This is a genomic window from Corallincola holothuriorum (assembly GCF_003336225.1).
GTDB lineage: Bacteria > Pseudomonadota > Gammaproteobacteria > Enterobacterales > Neiellaceae > Corallincola > Corallincola holothuriorum.
Map to the genome: position 1 here is coordinate 72,144 of NZ_QPID01000003.1, position 15,886 is coordinate 88,029.

Below are 15,886 nucleotides of genomic sequence, written 5' to 3' on the forward strand. Positions count from 1 at the left end.
TCGTCGGCAGAATGCGCTGATGTGGGGGGAGCCGCTCCTTGAGCTGGTGAAGAAACCCAAATTTGTTTGCAAGAAGTGCTTTCGGGTCGCCAGTGACAAATCAGTATTGTGCAAATCTGTGAAGCTAAAATCATTGTCTGAGACCGGCTTAGCATAAGCAACATGGATAAGTAGTGCCGCATATCGGGGCATTGTTATAGTGTCGTTTTAATCGAGTACATCAACTCCCCTACAGTGGTTGCTATGCCTTCACCAATGCGCGCAGAAGAGTTTGATCGTGGCAGAGTGGATACTCTGTATAGCCAAGCTGCGTCCTTAAGTTTTGTTTTCCCAACCACCAGCCTCATTCTCGTTGCATACCTCTGCTTTTTTACTTCAATGCCATATCTCCCTTTGTTGATCTGGCTGGGGTTGGTCGTCCTGTGCAGTGTTTTTCGCTGGCATTTGACGGCTCGACAAAAACGTAGCACCGATTCGCCCCACCAGTGGGAAAATGCTTACGTTAGATTGGAGTGTGCGTCTGGCCTGTTGGCGGGGATAATTTGTATTCTCACCATGCAGCAACCATTCCTTTTGCAACTGGTACCGTTGCTGGTGGTTGTCGGTGAAGTGGTTAGCGCTGTGGCTGTGTTGGTGATGAGCTGGCGTGTATTCTGCGCTTTTGCTTTGAGTGCGATTTTGCCATTCTCTGTTTACTGGTTGGTCGCGGGAACTCAGCAGCATCAGCTGGTGGCTTTGATGTTGATGGGGCCGTTTCTCGCGCTGACATTTAATACCTTTCGTTTTCTCTATAAATCGACCACGGAAACTTATCGTTTGCGTGTCGAGCGACAGTTGCTGAATGCAGAGTTAATCGACAGTAGTAAAGAGTTGGCTGCTGCTAGAGACAAGGCCGAGCTGAACAGCATTGCTAAAAGTGACTTTATCCAACAGCTAGGTGAGCAATTAAAAGCACCGTTGCTGGGGCAGTTAGCCTGCCTGAAACTGTTGAAAGCACAGCTGGAGGATTCGCGGCAGCAACCTTTGGTTGCCGCCAGCGAGCAATCGGCCGCTCAGTTGCTCTACTTGATCGATGACCTTACTCAGATCAGCTTACTGGAGAAGGGCGAAGTGCAAGTGACGCCAGAGACCTTCGATCTTCGAGCGCTGCTTGAGGAGGTGCTGGCACTAACCGTGCCCACGGCGCACCTTAAGGGCTTAGAGTGTGATGCCATTATCTCAGCGGAGCTACCCAACCGGGTGACGACGGACCGGACACAGCTAAAGCGCATATTACTGAGTATGCTGGGGCAGGTAATACAAGCCAAGGATGCTGGGAATATCAAACTGAATGTGTCGGTTTCCTCTGGAAAGCTACTGTTGCGAATGCATGAGACTGGCCGCTGCTTGATCCGGCAGTGGCAAAAAGAACTGTTAACCACCACCACTGATCCGCTGCCGGGATTACCGATGTGTCGTCAACTTTGTCAGTTACTGCAAGGCGAACTGCAACTGACCCATGTGGGAGCAGGAGAGGTGATCCTGCGGTGCCGTGTGCCGATTGAAGTGGAAGAGGGGTTTCATGTGCCGCAACCGGCACCAGAGCTGGGCAAAGTACTCATCGTGAGCCAGTCGCCAACACTGCGGGAAAGTGTGCAGGCACAGTTACAATCATTGGGTTGCGATACGCATTTGATGGCTGATCTGGTGACAACGGAAGCGCTACTTCAGCAAACGCAAACCAGGGTGAACCTGGTGTTAGATACTGATCATATTCCCCGTACCGTGTGGCAGAGTTTGCTTACGCTCTGTCAGCGGCAGGGACACCGAGTCTTGCTGGTTGATCGTTTTCATCGACTGACTGCGAGCGACGTCTATCATCAGCCACTGCCTATTACTCAAGCTATGTTAACGGCATGGCTGGCGGGGCGGCGCATGCAGGCAATGAAAACCCAATCGGTGGCAAAAGCAGGCAATCAAGGTGAAGTGTTGTTATGTCAGTTACCTCCGGTAGAGGCGTTGGTGATTGAAACTATGTTGGCTGAATTTGGTTGGCGCCATGAGCGAGTGACGCCACAACAGCTACTGGCGCATGCCCAGCAAAGCAGCAACCAATATCAACTGATTATTTGCGACGGAGAGACACCGTTGAGTAAGGCTCAGATCGCCGGACGCCCTGTTATTCGTATTGTGCAGAGTAAGGGCGATGGACGATATGAGGGCGAACAGATCGTTCGCCCTATCGATATGGATATGCTTGCGGGACGCTTAGACAAGCTGCTGGCTGAGACTGATTAACCGTTTCTGAGTGCGAGAATGGCGGGTACATCTAATGGATCGGTATAGCGTTGGAAAGTCTTGCTCTTTTTGTCTACCGCGACAATCGACATGCGATCCGCCAGCTCGTTACCTTCCACGCCGACATGGCCATTAACGTGCAATATTTTTATATCGCCTTTAATGGTCTGATACAACGCGTACATGGTTTGGATTAGCTCAAGATTTTTAATTTCGCCAGAGGGCTTTTTCCAGCCCTTTTTCTCCCAGCCTGCAGCCCACTGCGTAATACACTGAATCGAGTACTTGGAGTCACAGAAGATCGCCACACTACGGCCTCGGTCTAGCTGTTTGCTGGCCATGAGCATCGCTTGATGCAGTGCATTTAGCTCTGCCGTATTGTTGGTGCCGTTTGGGTTATATAAGCCATACCAAAGCTCTGCCACTTCACCGCAAAAATATACTGCCAGCCCAGAGCCTGCTTTACCTGGGTTGGGCTCACAGCCGCCATCGGTAAAGATCTTAATATCCGCTTTCAGGGCGTCCACTTCTTTGGCGCTGTAGGTCTTCACTGTTTGCCCGTTACTGCGCTTTTTGGCTGGCGCTTTGCCCGTGGGTTTGCTTGACGTACCGCCGCCATATGCGGCCTCTGCTTCCGCCTGTGTCGGGAAGGATTTATAGCGCGCCCCGGGGAACTGATCGACCTGGGCTTTGCAGCTGGCCCAGTCTGTGTAAATACCGGGTTGCTTGCCAGCCCAAACAACATAAAACTTTTTGGCCATCGTAATGTTCCTGTCGGTAAAAGGGATCGGCGCAATCTCCGAACTGCGCGTAACGAGGCATCATCGCATAAGCCTTCGTCTCGTCTCAATGACCATGAATGGGTTTAGCGCAGTATAAATGGCATTTCTCCATAACAACCCAAATACTGTGTTCCGCCGTATTGCTTACTACACTCATGATTCAACTGATCCCGTGGAGCATTTGTGCCGGCAGCAAAGTTTGTACATGGCAGTATCTTCCGCCATATCGTGGTGATGTCATCAACCAATGCGATTGGCCTGACAGCACTGTTTTTAGTGGACTTGGCCGACCTGTTTTTTATCAGCTTATTGGGTGAACAGGAGCTGGCCGCCGCCGTGGGTTACGCCGGCAGTATTCTGTTCTTTACGACGTCGGTGGGCATTGGTCTGTCTATTGCGATGACCGCTTTGGTGTCGAAGGCGATTGGTGAAAAAGATCGGGAAAAAGCGTGCCATCTGGTGACCAATGTACTGGTTGCGGGTTTCGCTATTTGCGTGGTTGTCGCTGCGTTGGTGTGGATCTACACGCCTGACCTGTTGCATTTAATGGGTGCCACAGGTCGTACCCATGCATTAGCGGTTGATTACCTACAAATTCTTTTGCCATCACTGCCTATTCTTGGTTTAGCCATCTGCGGCGGTGCCGCGTTACGCTCGGTGGGTGATGCCAAACTGGCGATGTGGTCAACCTTGGCGGGCGGCGCTACCAATGCGGTGCTGGATCCTATCTTTATTTTTGCGTTGGGGCTGGGTCTGGAGGGGGTGGCTTATGCGTCGGTGATGGCACGTCTGGTCCTTGCTATCGTTGCCCTGGTTGGGGTGTTCAATAAACATCGTTTGTTTGCTCGATTTGATTTCACCTCAATGCAGTCCCAGCTGGCTGCCATTTTGAGTGTCGCCTTTCCGGCCATTCTGACCAACATTGCGACCCCAATTGGAAATGCATTTGTGACGGCCTCTATCGCTAAATATGGTGATGGCTACGTGGCTGGCTGGGCCGTGATAGGACGTCTGATCCCGGTGGCATTTGGTATGATCTACTCATTGTCTGGTGCTGTTGGCCCGATCATTGGACAGAACTATGGCGCCCTGAAGTTTGAGCGAATCGAGCAGGCGTTACGCAGCGCGATGGGCTTCTGTTTTGCTTACGTATTAACGGTGTGTCTGTTGATCTATTTTGCCCGCAATGGCTTGGTATCGGCCTTTGGTCTATCTGGGGATTCTGCTGATTTTCTGGTGTTCTTTTGTACCTGGGTCAGCATTAGTTTTGCTTTTAATGGTGCACTATTTGTATCAAACGCGGCATTCAATAACTTGGGCTACCCCAGTCTGTCGACATTGATGAATGTGGGTAAAGCCTCTATCGGCACGATCCCTCTGGTGCTCGTTGGAAGCTATTACTGGGGGGCGGAAGGCGTGTTGATTGGACAGATGTCCGGTTCGGTTGTGTTTGGCATTGCCGGTTTGGCCTGGGCCTTGGCCAAAGTGAAGAAGATGGCGATACGGCATCAGCAGCAAATATCACCAAGTGAAGCGTTGGTGACTCCCGCTATGCCTATGACGCCGTTCTGCTCCAGTCGCGCTTACATGTGCGCCGAAGCGGAAGTGGCTGAAGAGCGAGCCAATGCCGAACCTGCTAGTTTGCCTACAGACCCTGACCGAAATCTCCAATGAAAACAGCAGCCCTGCCGTCTTTCCTGTAGCAATAGAGATCTTGGGAGTGATAATGCCTCCCGCTAATCGAGACAGTTAGGGTAATAGACCATGGTGTTTTGTCGTATACCAGAACAGATCAAGCTGTTGTTAGATTTGGGCGCACTGCGGATGCGGCAAACATCTCCGTCGAGATAACAAGCTGTTCTGCGTCCGCTGCCGGGGCAAGGCTTTAAACCTTTGCCCACCCATGGTCTCTCTAATGGTTGCTGGCGTTAGGCCGCGTCTGCCAATGCGTTTTGTGCCTGTGCCTGAAGCTGTTGGCTAAGGTCGGTTGGCAGACTTAACGCAAAGGCTAAGCGATCCAAATAGACTTGCTCTTCAAGAGAATCAATGTCGATAGCAAAGCATGAAACTAGATAGAGTTCAGATTTTTGTTCGATGGAGACAATACCTTCAGCCAGCTGTTCCGCAGATAGCGGATGTGCCATAGCGTCGAAAATTAACGCTTTAACATCAGGGTCTAATTTCATCTGCTCCACCGCATTATAGATACGTTGCTGCTCTATTTGATCGATGTGACCATCTGCCTTAGCTGCACTGATCATCGCCTTAACTAAGGTCAGTTGAAACGCGTCAGTGAGCACCGCCGCTGATTGAAAGCTGGCTTCGCTGACCTGCGGTGAATTCAGATTGTTGGCTGCTGGCTGTTTTTGCGCTGCAGGTTGTTTCTGTTGCCAGCTGCGATAGGCGTTAAAGGCCAGTCCGCCCAGCACTGCGGCACCGCCATAGGTGGCCGCTTTGCCAGCAAATTTTCTTGCGGACTTGTTGCCCACCAGCAGTGCCATCGCGCCGCCTGCAACGGCACCGCCGGCCAAGCCGCCCGGCAATTTGCTGGTTAGCGAGCTAAGCACGCTCTGACTTTGATTGCTGTTACTGGTCGCTGCGCTGCTTGCCGGAGCGGCTGAGCCGCTACCCATAAACTGATTTAGTAGATTTTGAATATTCATGAGCTGATTCCCCTTTTCGTCCCGCTGTTAGTCATCACCGTTGAAAAAACCGAGTAACTGCAACAGGCTGGTAAACAGGTTGAAAATAGCGACAAATAATGAAGTGGTTGCCATGATGTAATTGGTTTCGCCACCTCGCATGATATTGCTGGTTTCATATAAGATCAGGCCTGACATCAGCAGTACAAACATGCCTGATACCGCCAAGGAGAGAGCCGGAATGCTAAACAGTACGGCACCTAATCCTGCGAGGAAGGCAACCAAGATACCCACCATCAGAAAGCCGCCCATAAAACTGAAATCTTTCTTCGATGTGATTGCGTAAGCTGACAACGCAACGAAAATCACCGCTGTTGAGATCATCGCTTGAGCAACAACCTGGCCACCGTTAGGTAAGCTTAAGTAGCTGCTGATGATTGGCCCCAAGGTGAGGCCCATAAAGCCTGTCAGGGCGAAAACAGAAACCAAGCCCCAGCCGCTGTTTTGACATTTATAAGTGGCGAACAGTAAGCCGAAATAGCCCACCAAGGTGATTATCAAGCCGGGGTGGGGCAGATTGAACGCCACCGATAACGCGGCCATGACGCCACTAAACAACAGCGTCATCGACAACAACATATAGGTATTGCGGATCACTTTATTACTGGCGATTATGCTTGCCGTGGTGCCGCTGGAAGTCGTTGAAATAGAAGAAGTGTTCATTGCTCTACTCCTTGTTTTGGTGCTGTGTTGAAATAGAATTCGACATCATCATTCAGCAATTTGTCTATGTAGGCTTTACTCTGTTCACTGCTTGGTGACGCGGAAAAATCTGGCGCATTTATTGCTTTTTCGCGGATCCGGGCCACTTTGCGGGTTACCGTGCGGCTTGCACGACTCGCCGCACGATCGATAGCTACCCTTATCTGTGATTGCGTGTCTTCGATCACCACTTCTGCCTTACTGTTCAGTTTTATCAGTATCTGGCAGCGCATATCAGTGCCGCCGCGGGGCCCATTGATGTCTGAGAGGCGCACCGTGATGTGGCGGATACTCTCGTATTGAGATCCCAACGCAAAGCTCAGGCGCCGACGGATGTAATCCTGGATAGGTGGTGTTAGCGGTAGATCGCGGGATTGCATATCAATTTGCATTGTGGACTCCTCAAACTATTCACCAAAGGAAGCGGGTAGATTGAAGTTAGACTTGTTTGAATGGCAGGTATAGTCGAATATAACTACTTTATAGTTCGTAAAAACCGAAGTGTTAGCCGATGCTCAACTATAAACATCTGCACTATTTCTGGGTCGCCGCGAAGCAGGGCGGCGTCGTACGCGCTAGCGAACGCTTACATATTACGCCGCAAACGATCAGTGGCCAGATTCGCCTGTTGGAAGAGCACTTTGGTGGTGCTCTATTTCAGAAAGTGGGGCGCAAACTGGAGCTGACTGATGTTGGGCGAATGGTATTGAGTTATGCGGACGAGATATTTTCCCTTGGCGATGAGCTTGAAGACGCGATGCGGTCTAACTCATTTAAACGGCCCCAACCGTTGCGAGTAGGGGTGGCCGATGTTGTGCCTAAATCAATTGCTTATCGTTTGTTGGCACCTGCATTACAGCTTGCAGATCCGATCCGTATGATCTGCAAAGAGAATAGTCTGAGCGACCTGTTAGCCGAATTAGCATTGCATCGTTTGGATATCGTCATTGCTGACGCACCAGTACCTGCAGGCATCGGGATCCGAGGTTTCAATCATGCTTTGGGAGAGTGTGGGTTAAGCTTCGTTGCGGTGCCCAAGTTGGCCAGTGAATTGCGGAATAATTTTCCCAGTAGCTTAAACGGTGCACCGTTGCTGATCCCCAGCGAGATCAGCGTGACCCATATGCGCCTGCAGCAGTGGTTTGACAAACAACATATCTACCCGAATGTTGTGGGTGAGTTTGATGACAGTGCATTAATGAAAGCCTTTGGTCAGGCGGGTGTCGGTGTCTTCGTTGTGCCGACCGCCATTGCCAACGAAATCATCGCTCAATATGGCGTTGAGCTGGTCGGCGCTACTGACGAAATAAGCGAACAGTTCTTTGCTATTTCGACAGAGCGACGGCTATCTAATCCTGCAGTGATAGCCATTACTGAGACCGCGCGCGAGTGGTTAGATTGAAGTGACGGATATGCCACAGGGCGTGGTGAAGGAGCAGTGTTAGCTCAGTTCTGCCTATACTCTTATTAAGCTGACTGGAAGTTATCGGACAGAAAAACAGTCATAACAGCGGCAAGCGATATGGCTAGCCAGCTCAGTCTTTGTTGCAGGAGCACGGGTGATTTACAACGAGTGTACGACGCAAGCTCCGCGCTTTTACTGTGACGCCATGCTCGGCGGCACAGCGCGTTGGTTACGTCTGTTAGGCTTTGATACCCGATTTCATCCCTCTATTGACGACAAGGTACTGGCACAACATGCCAACCTAGAGCAGCGTATCCTGCTGACCCGCGATAAACGGCTGCCTGATGAACAACGGCCGGATCGGGTTTACCTGGTGCTGGGTAACAAAGTGGATGAGCAGATGCGGGAACTGGTCACGCGTTTTCATCTCAATCTCACCGCCACACCGTTTAGTCGCTGTAGTTGTTGTAATCAACGCCTGCGCCCCTGTTCGCCAGAGGAGATGAAGTTGAAACTGCCGGCAGATATGACGTCGCCACCACAAGCCGGTTTTATCTGCCCCGCTTGTGGTCGCTGTTATTGGATGGGCAGCCATGTGGCACGTATTCGCCAGCGTATGGCGGGTTTTAGTGACGCATTTGCTATGGAGAGCTAAGGACGCTACTTATTGCACACAAATACTATTCCAATAAGGTAGCATTACTTCAGCCACGTATATCGGTGCAGATATTGAAGTGATAGAGGAATAAAAATTTGCAGTTGAGACATTCGATATTGACGGAAAGAAGTTAGTTCTCTACGCTTCTTGAGCGGTAATTGAGCAAGGATGCTGACATGACTTTCTCCTATCTAATCTGGTTTCGTCTGCTTTTCACTTCTTTGCCATAATTGTTTTTTAGCTATAAATATTAACTAAGGAAAGTCGATATGATTACGTTGGAAGAAATCATCGTTAGGCGAGGAGATATTGAAAAAATATATCGTTCTGAGCGGCCCCTTACGCTTTGGCGCGGCTTACATAACTCGGAAGTAAACTCTAAATCGAATCCCTTATATCCAGATTTTTATCGTAAAACTTTGCCTAATGGTGATATTCGAGAGCCCGATGTTACTGTAGTTAAAGATGAGGAGAGCGGAAAAGAGATAGTTTTTTCTGAAGAGGGTGTAGGAACTTCGCTAGTCGACAAAGAAGGGATCTTTGGGCATAAAAATTGGCAGTATTTCACTATACCGAAAGGAACGCATATCCCTGAAGAATTAGTAATAACTAAAGATCACTATATTGCTCGGAAGAAGTGCTGGCATTACTCAATATCACCGAATTACAGTATGTCTAAAGAAGAACTGATTAGTGCGCTCGATAAACTTGCTTATAATGCGGGTATTCGAGTTAAAGGTGTTAAACATGCCTAATGTGGAACTGAGGTCTTTGTCTGTTTGCATTCAAGCGCTTCAAACGGCTATTAAACATAATGATTTTCTGTCTCAATCTTGTACTGTGGATGGTGATGATTATGAAGAGAGTAGTTACATGTATGAGCTTGAGCTAGCTAAACTGGTTAAGGTTTATCAGGCAGAAGAGAAGCTTGGGAAAACAAGCATACCGCTAGAAGATTTACTGCATCCTCCATTTGATGAACTAGCTTAGAGACGCCTTATCAATGGGGACTGTCATTCAGTCCCCGTTCAGGCAGTCATCCCTATGGTCGTAATCTGATTGATTCTTGCTATCATTGCCCCGCCAAAACCACGCGAAATTTATCGTCACCCAGTTCGATCACATCACCAGAAACGATCTTACGGCGCTTGCGGATCTCCATTTCGCCATTGACCGACACATAACCTTCGTCGATCACTTGTTTGGCGACAGCACCACTCTCTACAAGCCCCTCAAATTTTAATATCTTATATAACTCGACGGGTTCTTTGGTTAATTCAACGTCTCTCATGATTTGGCCTTTGGCTTTGCTTTGCTATCAGCGTGGGCTGATTTAATCGGCCTACTATAGGGTGTTGCAGAGCGTTCGCCAATGGAATTTCGTTGTTGACTAAATACAGCGGTCTAACGAAACTCAAACAGTTCGCTATGAAAGCGCTGCTCGCTAATACCTTGTTTGGCAAACCCCTTTTTCAATGCGTCGGCAAACCGTTTGGGGCCACAAAACCAGATGCTGCTGTCACGCCAGTAGCGGCAGTATTGGCAAATCATCTCTGTGGTTAATAAGCCCTGCTGCACACTGTCATGGATATGTAGCGTGATCCCTGCGTCTGTGGCGAGCTGCTGCAGTTGTTGAATATAGCGCTCATCTGGCTGCTGGGTGGAATAGAACAAAGTGACAGGTTTCCTGCTACCGCTCTGTTTTATCTGTTGCAGTTGCGCTTTAAATGCAGCGATACCGATGCCGCCGGCTATCCATAGTTGATGGCTTTGATTGTCTTGAAAATCAAACTGGCCATAAGGCCCCTCAATACTGACTACATCACCTTTGTTAATACGTTGACGTAACTGTTGGGTGAAGTCACCCAGCGCTTTCACTTCAAAGCTCACAATACCCTGTTCTGTGGGCGCAGAGGTCAGGCTGAAGGGGTGCGGTTCCTCGCCCTCAAAGTGCAGAAAAGCAAATTGCCCGGCTTGGTGTCCCGGCCAGCGCTGATCGGTATCGATATCGATTGCCAGCACTTGGTTATGTTCGAAGAAGTCCAGCTGCTTCACCGTGCCGTGTAACTGTTTGTTCTGGCCGATGCGGCCTGCTAGAGAATAAATTGCCGCCAGTGTCCCCAACGCCATTAAGCCACCCAGCACCCAGCCCAAAGGTGCTTCCCAATAGCTATGGCGCATCAACACCACGCTGTGAAAAACCAGTAGCAGATAGAGCACGCCCATCACTTTGTGGGTTTTGACAAAGCTGCCGTAACGGATCTTTTTGTACAGAGATACGGCGATCAGGATCACCAGCAGATAAAACGCCCACTCGCCGATGATTTCGGCTAAGTCACGATTTTGATGTAGGAAAGTACTGATCACCGATCCATCACCCGTATCGTGTGATCTACCTTGGCCGCCGCGCCCCGGTCGCACTAACCATTCCAGTTGCACCATATACTTGGTGCCTTTGGCCCAGAACCAATGCAAAACACCTAAGGCCAAGGCGCTGATGCCCAGCCATTTATGGAGCCGATAGGCGCGATCTAAGCCGCCGGTCAGGCGCTCAAAGATGGGTAAACGAGTGGCCAAAATCATACCGACACTCATCGCCGCGATAGCCATCACGCCAGAATATTGCACCATATAATGACGGATCGGGAAGTAGGCCCACTTTAGGTGCTCGCCATTTTCAGCCATCAACCAGAGCAGGGTGGTGGCGGCAAAAAGCGAGCAAAGTAAAACAGAGATGCGACGCATAATTTATCAGCCTTGTGACGGAGAACTCTCCCTATTTATATGACCACAAATCGGCGGGAATGATTGTTAAGGAAAGTTAAGTCTGGTTGGGTCTTGCGCTCGATCAGTTTTGTGCCGGTTGATGGACTTAGTGCTGCATTCGCTTACTTTTGAGACAGAGGAATGACGATCTATCAGATCACCGCGACAGCAATCCGTTAGCTGCATAAAAAAGCGTATACAGATCAAAATCATGGTGAAAACACTACGCGCTGGGTATAGGCCATTTTCAGCGCCAGCTATGCTTTGAGAGAGGATGGCAAAGGACGGGAGCCAAGGTGAAGGCGAAGATTTGGATAGTCTTAGTGGCGCTGTTTATCGCCGCGCTATTGCTGTGGTTTAAGCGTCCGCAACCGCTGATGGTTGAGCTGGTGTCTGTGTCGCGGGGTGCGGTGGTGGAAACGGTAGTCAATACCCGTGCTGGCACTGTTAAGTCCTGCCATCGTTCCCGTCTAGCGCTGCCGTTAGGAGGTGTTGTTACCACCCTGTTGGTGCAAGAGGGGGATAGAGTAAAAGCGGGCGATAAGCTACTGGAGCTGTGGAATGAGGATCTCACCGCCAGCGTGACGCAAGCCGAAGCGGAATTGGCTCACAGCGCCTTGGTGCGTCAGCAAAGCTGTTTGCAAGCACAGTTCGACCGCCGTGAATCTGCGCGTTTGGAAACCTTGGTCAAACGCAACATGGCATCAGAAACCAGTGCTGATAATGCCCGTACCCGCGCTACCAACAGTGAACTGGCGTGCGAGGCCGCGAAAGTCAGTGAGCAAACGATCAGCGCGCGGTTGCAGCTGCAGCAAGCCCATATCAAACAGACCCAGCTTTATGCGCCGTTCGATGGTGTGATCGCCGAAGTGAATGGTGAGTTGGGCGAGTACCTGACGCCTTCGCCCCCCGGTGTGGCAACGCCACCGGCGATCGACCTGCTGGATGATCGCTGCTTCTATGTCTCCGCGCCTATCGATGAGGTGGATGCCGCTAAGCTGGCACTCGACATGCCCGTGATCGTTACCTTGGACGCGCTCCCCGGGCAATCCTTTGCCGCGCGGGTTCGTCGTATTGCGCCCTACGTATTAGATCTGGAAAAGCAGTCACGGACGGTGGAGGTGGAAGCGGAACTGTCCAATTTTCCTGTCGACCGCCCTATGTTGATCGGTTACAGCGCAGATATGGAGATTGAGGTGGCGCGCTTAGATGACACTTTGCGTCTGCCGGCTGAGTCGTTAGGGGAGGAGGGCGAGGGCTATATTTGGGATGGCCAAACCCTACATCTGGTGACGCCTGAAACCGGGCTGCGGAATTGGAGCTGGATCAGCATCGAGCAAGGCCTCAGCGAGGGCGATCAGCTGGTGCGCTACCCCGCCAAGATTGAGTTCACTCCGGGTATGGTCGTGAGTGCAAAACCGAGTCAGCAGCAGGCGGAACGGTGATTGAGCTAGCAGATGATTGAACTAAAGCATGTCAGTCGACGTTTTCAGTTAGGCGATCAGTGGGTGGATGGCTTGAAAGCGGTCGATTTAGCGATACGGGATGGCGAATATGTGGCGGTGATGGGGCCATCAGGCTCAGGTAAGTCGACACTGCTCAACGTGCTTGGTTTATTGGATCGCCCCGATAGTGGTCACTATCTGCTCAATGCTCAAGATACCGCCCACTTGGGGGAATCGGCGTTGGCAACGCTGCGTAGCCGCTCTATCGGTTTTATCTTTCAGTCATTTCATCTGGTGCCAAGGCTAACTGCCTTCGAAAACATGGAGTTGCCGTTAACGCTGGCAGGCATGGCACCGCCACAGCGCCACGAGATCATCAATAGACTGGCGGCACAATTGGGGCTGGAGGATCGTGTTAGGCATCAACCTCATCAGCTTTCCGGTGGCCAGCGCCAGCGGGTGGCGATAGGTCGGGCGATGGCCATGTCGCCGAGCTTACTGCTGGCGGATGAACCCACAGGTAATCTTGATAGTCAGTCTGGTCAGGAGGTGATTGAACTGCTGGAGGCCTTGCATCGAGAGCAGGGGATCACGCTGTTGATTGTCACCCACGATCCCGAACTCGGTGCCCGCGCCAGTCGGCAGATCCGTATGGCCGATGGCGCTATCGTCAGTGACAGTGACGGTAATAGTGATCATGCGTAGTACCGATCTACTGAGTTTTGCGCTGGCGGCACTGGTGCGCCAGAAGTTGCGTGGCGTCATGCTATTGCTGGCCATCGGGATCAGTGTCGCCTCCGTGGTGGTGATGACCGCGCTGGGGCAAGGCGCCAAGAACTTCGTGGATAACGAGTTTGCCTTTCTTGGGAAAGACCTGTTGATCCTGCTGCCGGGCAAGAAAGAGACCACCGGTGGTTTACCGCCGATCACTGGTGCCAGTGCCAGAGATATTACCCTCGATGATATGCGCTACTTGCAACAGCAGATCGCCGACATTGTCGCGGCCCCGCTGATTGTTGGCACCACAGAAGCCAGTTATCGCGCCCGTAATCGTCAGGCCATTACCCTGGGTACCAGCGAGGCATTTTTTACTACCCACAACCTCGATCTGATTGCTGGCCAAGGGCTGCCGAAAGGGGCTGTAGAGCGGGCGCAGTCGGTCAGTGTTATCGGCAGTGATCTGGCCGCCGAACTGTATCCGCAGCAGTCGCCTCTGGGACAATGGCTGCGTCTCGATAACCGCCGCTTTCGGGTCATTGGTGTCTTTCAGAGTAACAGCAGCAACATGGGCTTGCGTCTGAACGAGGCGGTACTGATCCCGGTGGCGTCGGCACAGGCGCTGTTTAACACCTCAGGTCTGTTTCGTTTGTTTATTCAGTCGGCGGGCGGGCAGTCGCTGGTCAGGTTACAGCAGCGGGTGATCCATCTGATGGCCGATCGTCATCAAGGGGTGGAAGATATTACCGTGCTGCGTCCGGATGCCTTACTCAGTACCTTTGGCGATATCCTGCTGACATTGACGCTGGCGGTGGCAGGGATCGGCACCATCAGCCTGGTGGTGGCCGGGATCATGATGATGAACATCATGCTCATCAGCACCCACCAACGGGCCAGTGAGATCGGTCTGTTAAAGGCGCTGGGCGCAGATAATCACACGGTACGGGCGATCTTCCTCACTGAGGCGGCGCTGCTGTCACTGGCTGGGGCGCTATTGGGGATGGTTTGCGGCTACCTGCTAGTAGCGCTTATGGCATGGTGGTATCCGGCGTTTCCGCTGGCGGTACCGTTATGGGCGGCGGTCTCGGCATTCTGTTGTGCACCGCTGGTGGCGCTGCTGTTTGCGCTGATGCCAGCGTCCCGTGCGGCACAAAAACCGCCGGTAGAAAGCTTGCGCGGTGGTGCGCTATGAGAACACAAGATATGTTGCGCTGGCTGTGGCGTTCGTTGACTGCCGGACGCAGCCGAAATCTGCTGTCTGCGTTGGGGGTTGCGATCGGGATCGCGGCGGTCACAACGCTGACCGGCATTGGCGAGGGGGTCAGGCTCTATCTGTTGGATAACTTTTCCCAGTTTGGCAGCCATCTGGTGGCAGTAACGCCGGGTAAAGTCACCACCCAGGGGATCTCCGGCGGCATTATCAGCACGGTGCGCCCGCTGACCTTGGAGGATGCTGACAGCCTGCAACGCTTGCCGGGCGTAGAGCAGGTGGTGCCGGTGATCTCTGGTACCGCAGAGCTAAAAGCGGGCGGCTTGCTCCGCAGTAGCGATCTGCTGGGGGTGAACCATCAAGCTGCAGATGCCTGGCGTTTCAGTGTCGCCCGCGGCCAGTTTCTGCCAGACGATGACAGCAAACGACCGCGGGCATTGGCCGTGTTGGGATCTAAACTCGCTGCAGAACTGTTTCCTTTCAAAGATCCGTTAGGTGAGTTTGTCCGGGTGGATAACCGCCGCTTTCGTGTCATCGGGGTGATGGCACCGAAAGGGCAATTTCTGGGCTTTGATCTGGACGATGTTATCTATCTTCCTGCGGCGCTGGCGTTGGCGATATTCGATCGTGAAAGCCTGATGGAGATCGATGTGGTGTACCGGCCGGAGTTGACCGATCAACAGATTAATCGTCGCATATTCAATCACCTGTATCGTCGCCATGGGCGTGAAGATTTTACCCTCTATAGCCAACAGGATATGTTGGCCAGTCTGGATAAGGTGCTGACCATTATCAAAGCCGCCATCGGCGGATTGGGTGGGATCTCTCTCTTGGTGGGCGCAGTGGGGATTTTTACTATCATGAGTATCGCCCAGCAGGAGCGAATTCCTGAGGTGGGCTTGTTAACTGCGCTCGGTGCCAACCGATATCTGATACTCACGCTGTTTCTCGGTGAAGCGGTGACCTTGGCACTTGCCGGCGGGGTTGCGGGTTTACTGATCGTTGTGGCGACCCAAAGCCTACTGGCCTTGGCTGTGCCCGGATTGCCGCTGGTGATCCAGCCGCTATTTCTGTTTGCCGCCCTGCTGCTATCGGCACTGGTGGGGCTACTCGCCGGATTGCTGCCAGCGTGGCGCGCCATGCGCCAAGATCCGGTGCAGGCACTGCATGGCGGCTGAGCGTTAAGGGCGATCCAGTTAACTTGTGTTGTCAGTGGTGGTAC

Annotated in this window: 16 protein-coding genes; 10 read left to right on the top strand and 6 right to left on the bottom strand. The window is 51.8% G+C overall.

Annotated elements, in window-relative coordinates:
• Positions 1-243 precede the first annotated feature (243 nt).
• Positions 244-2,277 (top strand): hypothetical protein, encoded by a 2,034-nt coding sequence (locus tag DU002_RS05920; protein WP_147271783.1) that lies wholly within the window; start codon positions 244-246, stop codon positions 2,275-2,277.
• Here DU002_RS05920 and DU002_RS05925 read toward each other — a convergent pair.
• Positions 2,274-3,038 carry a ribonuclease H family protein gene (locus DU002_RS05925; protein WP_114337458.1) on the bottom strand — a complete coding sequence of 255 codons (765 nt, stop codon included), beginning with the start codon at positions 3,036-3,038 and terminating at the stop codon, positions 2,274-2,276. The two genes, DU002_RS05920 and DU002_RS05925, sit on opposite strands and share 4 nt — an antisense overlap.
• A gap of 204 nt (positions 3,039-3,242) precedes the next feature.
• Here DU002_RS05925 and DU002_RS05930 point away from each other — a divergent pair, with 204 nt between their 5' ends.
• On the top strand, positions 3,243-4,733 hold the full coding sequence (locus DU002_RS05930; protein ID WP_199405176.1) for an MATE family efflux transporter: 1,491 nt from the start codon (positions 3,243-3,245) through the stop codon (positions 4,731-4,733).
• Between the two features lie 254 nt (positions 4,734-4,987).
• Here DU002_RS05930 and DU002_RS05935 read toward each other — a convergent pair whose 3' ends face one another.
• From DU002_RS05935 to DU002_RS05945, 3 genes are read right to left on the bottom strand one after another with little or no spacing between them, the layout of a single operon-like run.
• Positions 4,988-5,722, bottom strand: a complete 735-nt coding sequence (locus DU002_RS05935) for a tellurite resistance TerB family protein (protein WP_114337459.1) — start codon at positions 5,720-5,722, stop codon at positions 4,988-4,990.
• A gap of 27 nt (positions 5,723-5,749) precedes the next feature.
• Positions 5,750-6,424: a Bax inhibitor-1/YccA family protein gene (locus DU002_RS05940; protein WP_114337460.1), complete on the bottom strand. Its 675-nt coding sequence runs from the start codon at positions 6,422-6,424 to the stop codon at positions 5,750-5,752.
• Positions 6,421-6,855, bottom strand: coding sequence for an HPF/RaiA family ribosome-associated protein (locus DU002_RS05945; RefSeq protein WP_114337461.1), 435 nt, complete (start codon positions 6,853-6,855; stop codon positions 6,421-6,423). Before DU002_RS05945 ends, DU002_RS05940 begins: the two co-directional genes overlap by 4 nt.
• Before the next feature lie 119 nt (positions 6,856-6,974).
• Between DU002_RS05945 and nhaR the strand changes: the two genes are divergently transcribed.
• The 4 genes from nhaR to DU002_RS05965 all read left to right on the top strand — a co-directional run bounded on the left by nhaR (position 6,975) and on the right by DU002_RS05965 (position 9,516).
• Positions 6,975-7,865 carry a transcriptional activator NhaR gene (gene nhaR, locus DU002_RS05950; protein ID WP_114337462.1) on the top strand — a complete coding sequence of 297 codons (891 nt, stop codon included), beginning with the start codon at positions 6,975-6,977 and terminating at the stop codon, positions 7,863-7,865.
• A gap of 157 nt (positions 7,866-8,022) precedes the next feature.
• Positions 8,023-8,523: a Mut7-C RNAse domain-containing protein gene (locus tag DU002_RS05955; RefSeq protein ID WP_114337463.1), complete on the top strand. Its 501-nt coding sequence runs from the start codon at positions 8,023-8,025 to the stop codon at positions 8,521-8,523.
• A gap of 272 nt (positions 8,524-8,795) precedes the next feature.
• Positions 8,796-9,281, top strand: coding sequence for a Tse2 family ADP-ribosyltransferase toxin (locus DU002_RS05960; protein WP_114337464.1), 486 nt, complete (start codon positions 8,796-8,798; stop codon positions 9,279-9,281).
• Positions 9,274-9,516: a hypothetical protein gene (locus tag DU002_RS05965; protein ID WP_114337465.1), complete on the top strand. Its 243-nt coding sequence runs from the start codon at positions 9,274-9,276 to the stop codon at positions 9,514-9,516. The genes DU002_RS05960 and DU002_RS05965 overlap by 8 nt, the downstream gene beginning before the upstream one ends.
• An 82-nt stretch (positions 9,517-9,598) precedes the next feature.
• On the opposite strand, the gene DU002_RS05970 is transcribed toward DU002_RS05965, so the two are convergent.
• Positions 9,599-9,817 carry an RNA-binding S4 domain-containing protein gene (locus tag DU002_RS05970; RefSeq protein ID WP_114337466.1) on the bottom strand — a complete coding sequence of 73 codons (219 nt, stop codon included), beginning with the start codon at positions 9,815-9,817 and terminating at the stop codon, positions 9,599-9,601.
• 113 nt (positions 9,818-9,930) lie between these two features.
• Entirely contained in the window at positions 9,931-11,271 is a 1,341-nt protein-coding gene (locus DU002_RS05975) for a ferredoxin reductase family protein (RefSeq protein ID WP_114337467.1), read from the bottom strand.
• A 317-nt stretch (positions 11,272-11,588) separates the two neighbouring features.
• Here DU002_RS05975 and DU002_RS05980 point away from each other — a divergent pair, with 317 nt between their 5' ends.
• Genes DU002_RS05980 through DU002_RS05995 form a run of 4 tightly spaced genes read left to right on the top strand, consistent with a single transcriptional unit; the run spans position 11,589 to position 15,842 of the window.
• Entirely contained in the window at positions 11,589-12,737 is a 1,149-nt protein-coding gene (locus tag DU002_RS05980; protein ID WP_199405177.1) for an efflux RND transporter periplasmic adaptor subunit, read from the top strand.
• Positions 12,738-12,749: 12 nt separating this feature from the next.
• Entirely contained in the window at positions 12,750-13,442 is a 693-nt protein-coding gene (locus DU002_RS05985; protein ID WP_114337468.1) for an ABC transporter ATP-binding protein, read from the top strand.
• Complete coding sequence (locus tag DU002_RS05990) at positions 13,411-14,646, top strand: ABC transporter permease (protein ID WP_199405178.1); 1,236 nt, start codon at positions 13,411-13,413, stop codon at positions 14,644-14,646. Before DU002_RS05985 ends, DU002_RS05990 begins: the two co-directional genes overlap by 32 nt.
• The gene (locus tag DU002_RS05995; RefSeq protein WP_114337470.1) at positions 14,643-15,842 is read left to right on the top strand and encodes an ABC transporter permease; all 1,200 of its coding nucleotides are present in this window, start codon (positions 14,643-14,645) and stop codon (positions 15,840-15,842) included. Before DU002_RS05990 ends, DU002_RS05995 begins: the two co-directional genes overlap by 4 nt.
• Positions 15,843-15,886 lie beyond the last annotated feature (44 nt).

Bases quoted from the DNA above. Each gene is read 5' to 3' on its own strand.
- DU002_RS05920 (WP_147271783.1), top strand. From the start codon at position 244: ATGCCTTCACCAATGCGCGCAGAAGAGTTTGATCGTGGCAGAGTGGAT.
- DU002_RS05925 (WP_114337458.1), bottom strand. From the start codon at position 3,038: ATGGCCAAAAAGTTTTATGTTGTTTGGGCTGGCAAGCAACCCGGTATT.
- DU002_RS05935 (WP_114337459.1), bottom strand. From the start codon at position 5,722: ATGAATATTCAAAATCTACTAAATCAGTTTATGGGTAGCGGCTCAGCC.
- DU002_RS05940 (WP_114337460.1), bottom strand. From the start codon at position 6,424: ATGAACACTTCTTCTATTTCAACGACTTCCAGCGGCACCACGGCAAGC.
- DU002_RS05945 (WP_114337461.1), bottom strand. From the start codon at position 6,855: ATGCAAATTGATATGCAATCCCGCGATCTACCGCTAACACCACCTATC.
- nhaR (WP_114337462.1), top strand. From the start codon at position 6,975: ATGCTCAACTATAAACATCTGCACTATTTCTGGGTCGCCGCGAAGCAG.
- DU002_RS05960 (WP_114337464.1), top strand. From the start codon at position 8,796: ATGATTACGTTGGAAGAAATCATCGTTAGGCGAGGAGATATTGAAAAA.
- DU002_RS05965 (WP_114337465.1), top strand. From the start codon at position 9,274: ATGCCTAATGTGGAACTGAGGTCTTTGTCTGTTTGCATTCAAGCGCTT.
- DU002_RS05970 (WP_114337466.1), bottom strand. From the start codon at position 9,817: ATGAGAGACGTTGAATTAACCAAAGAACCCGTCGAGTTATATAAGATA.
- DU002_RS05975 (WP_114337467.1), bottom strand. From the start codon at position 11,271: ATGCGTCGCATCTCTGTTTTACTTTGCTCGCTTTTTGCCGCCACCACC.
- DU002_RS05985 (WP_114337468.1), top strand. From the start codon at position 12,750: ATGATTGAACTAAAGCATGTCAGTCGACGTTTTCAGTTAGGCGATCAG.
- DU002_RS05995 (WP_114337470.1), top strand. From the start codon at position 14,643: ATGAGAACACAAGATATGTTGCGCTGGCTGTGGCGTTCGTTGACTGCC.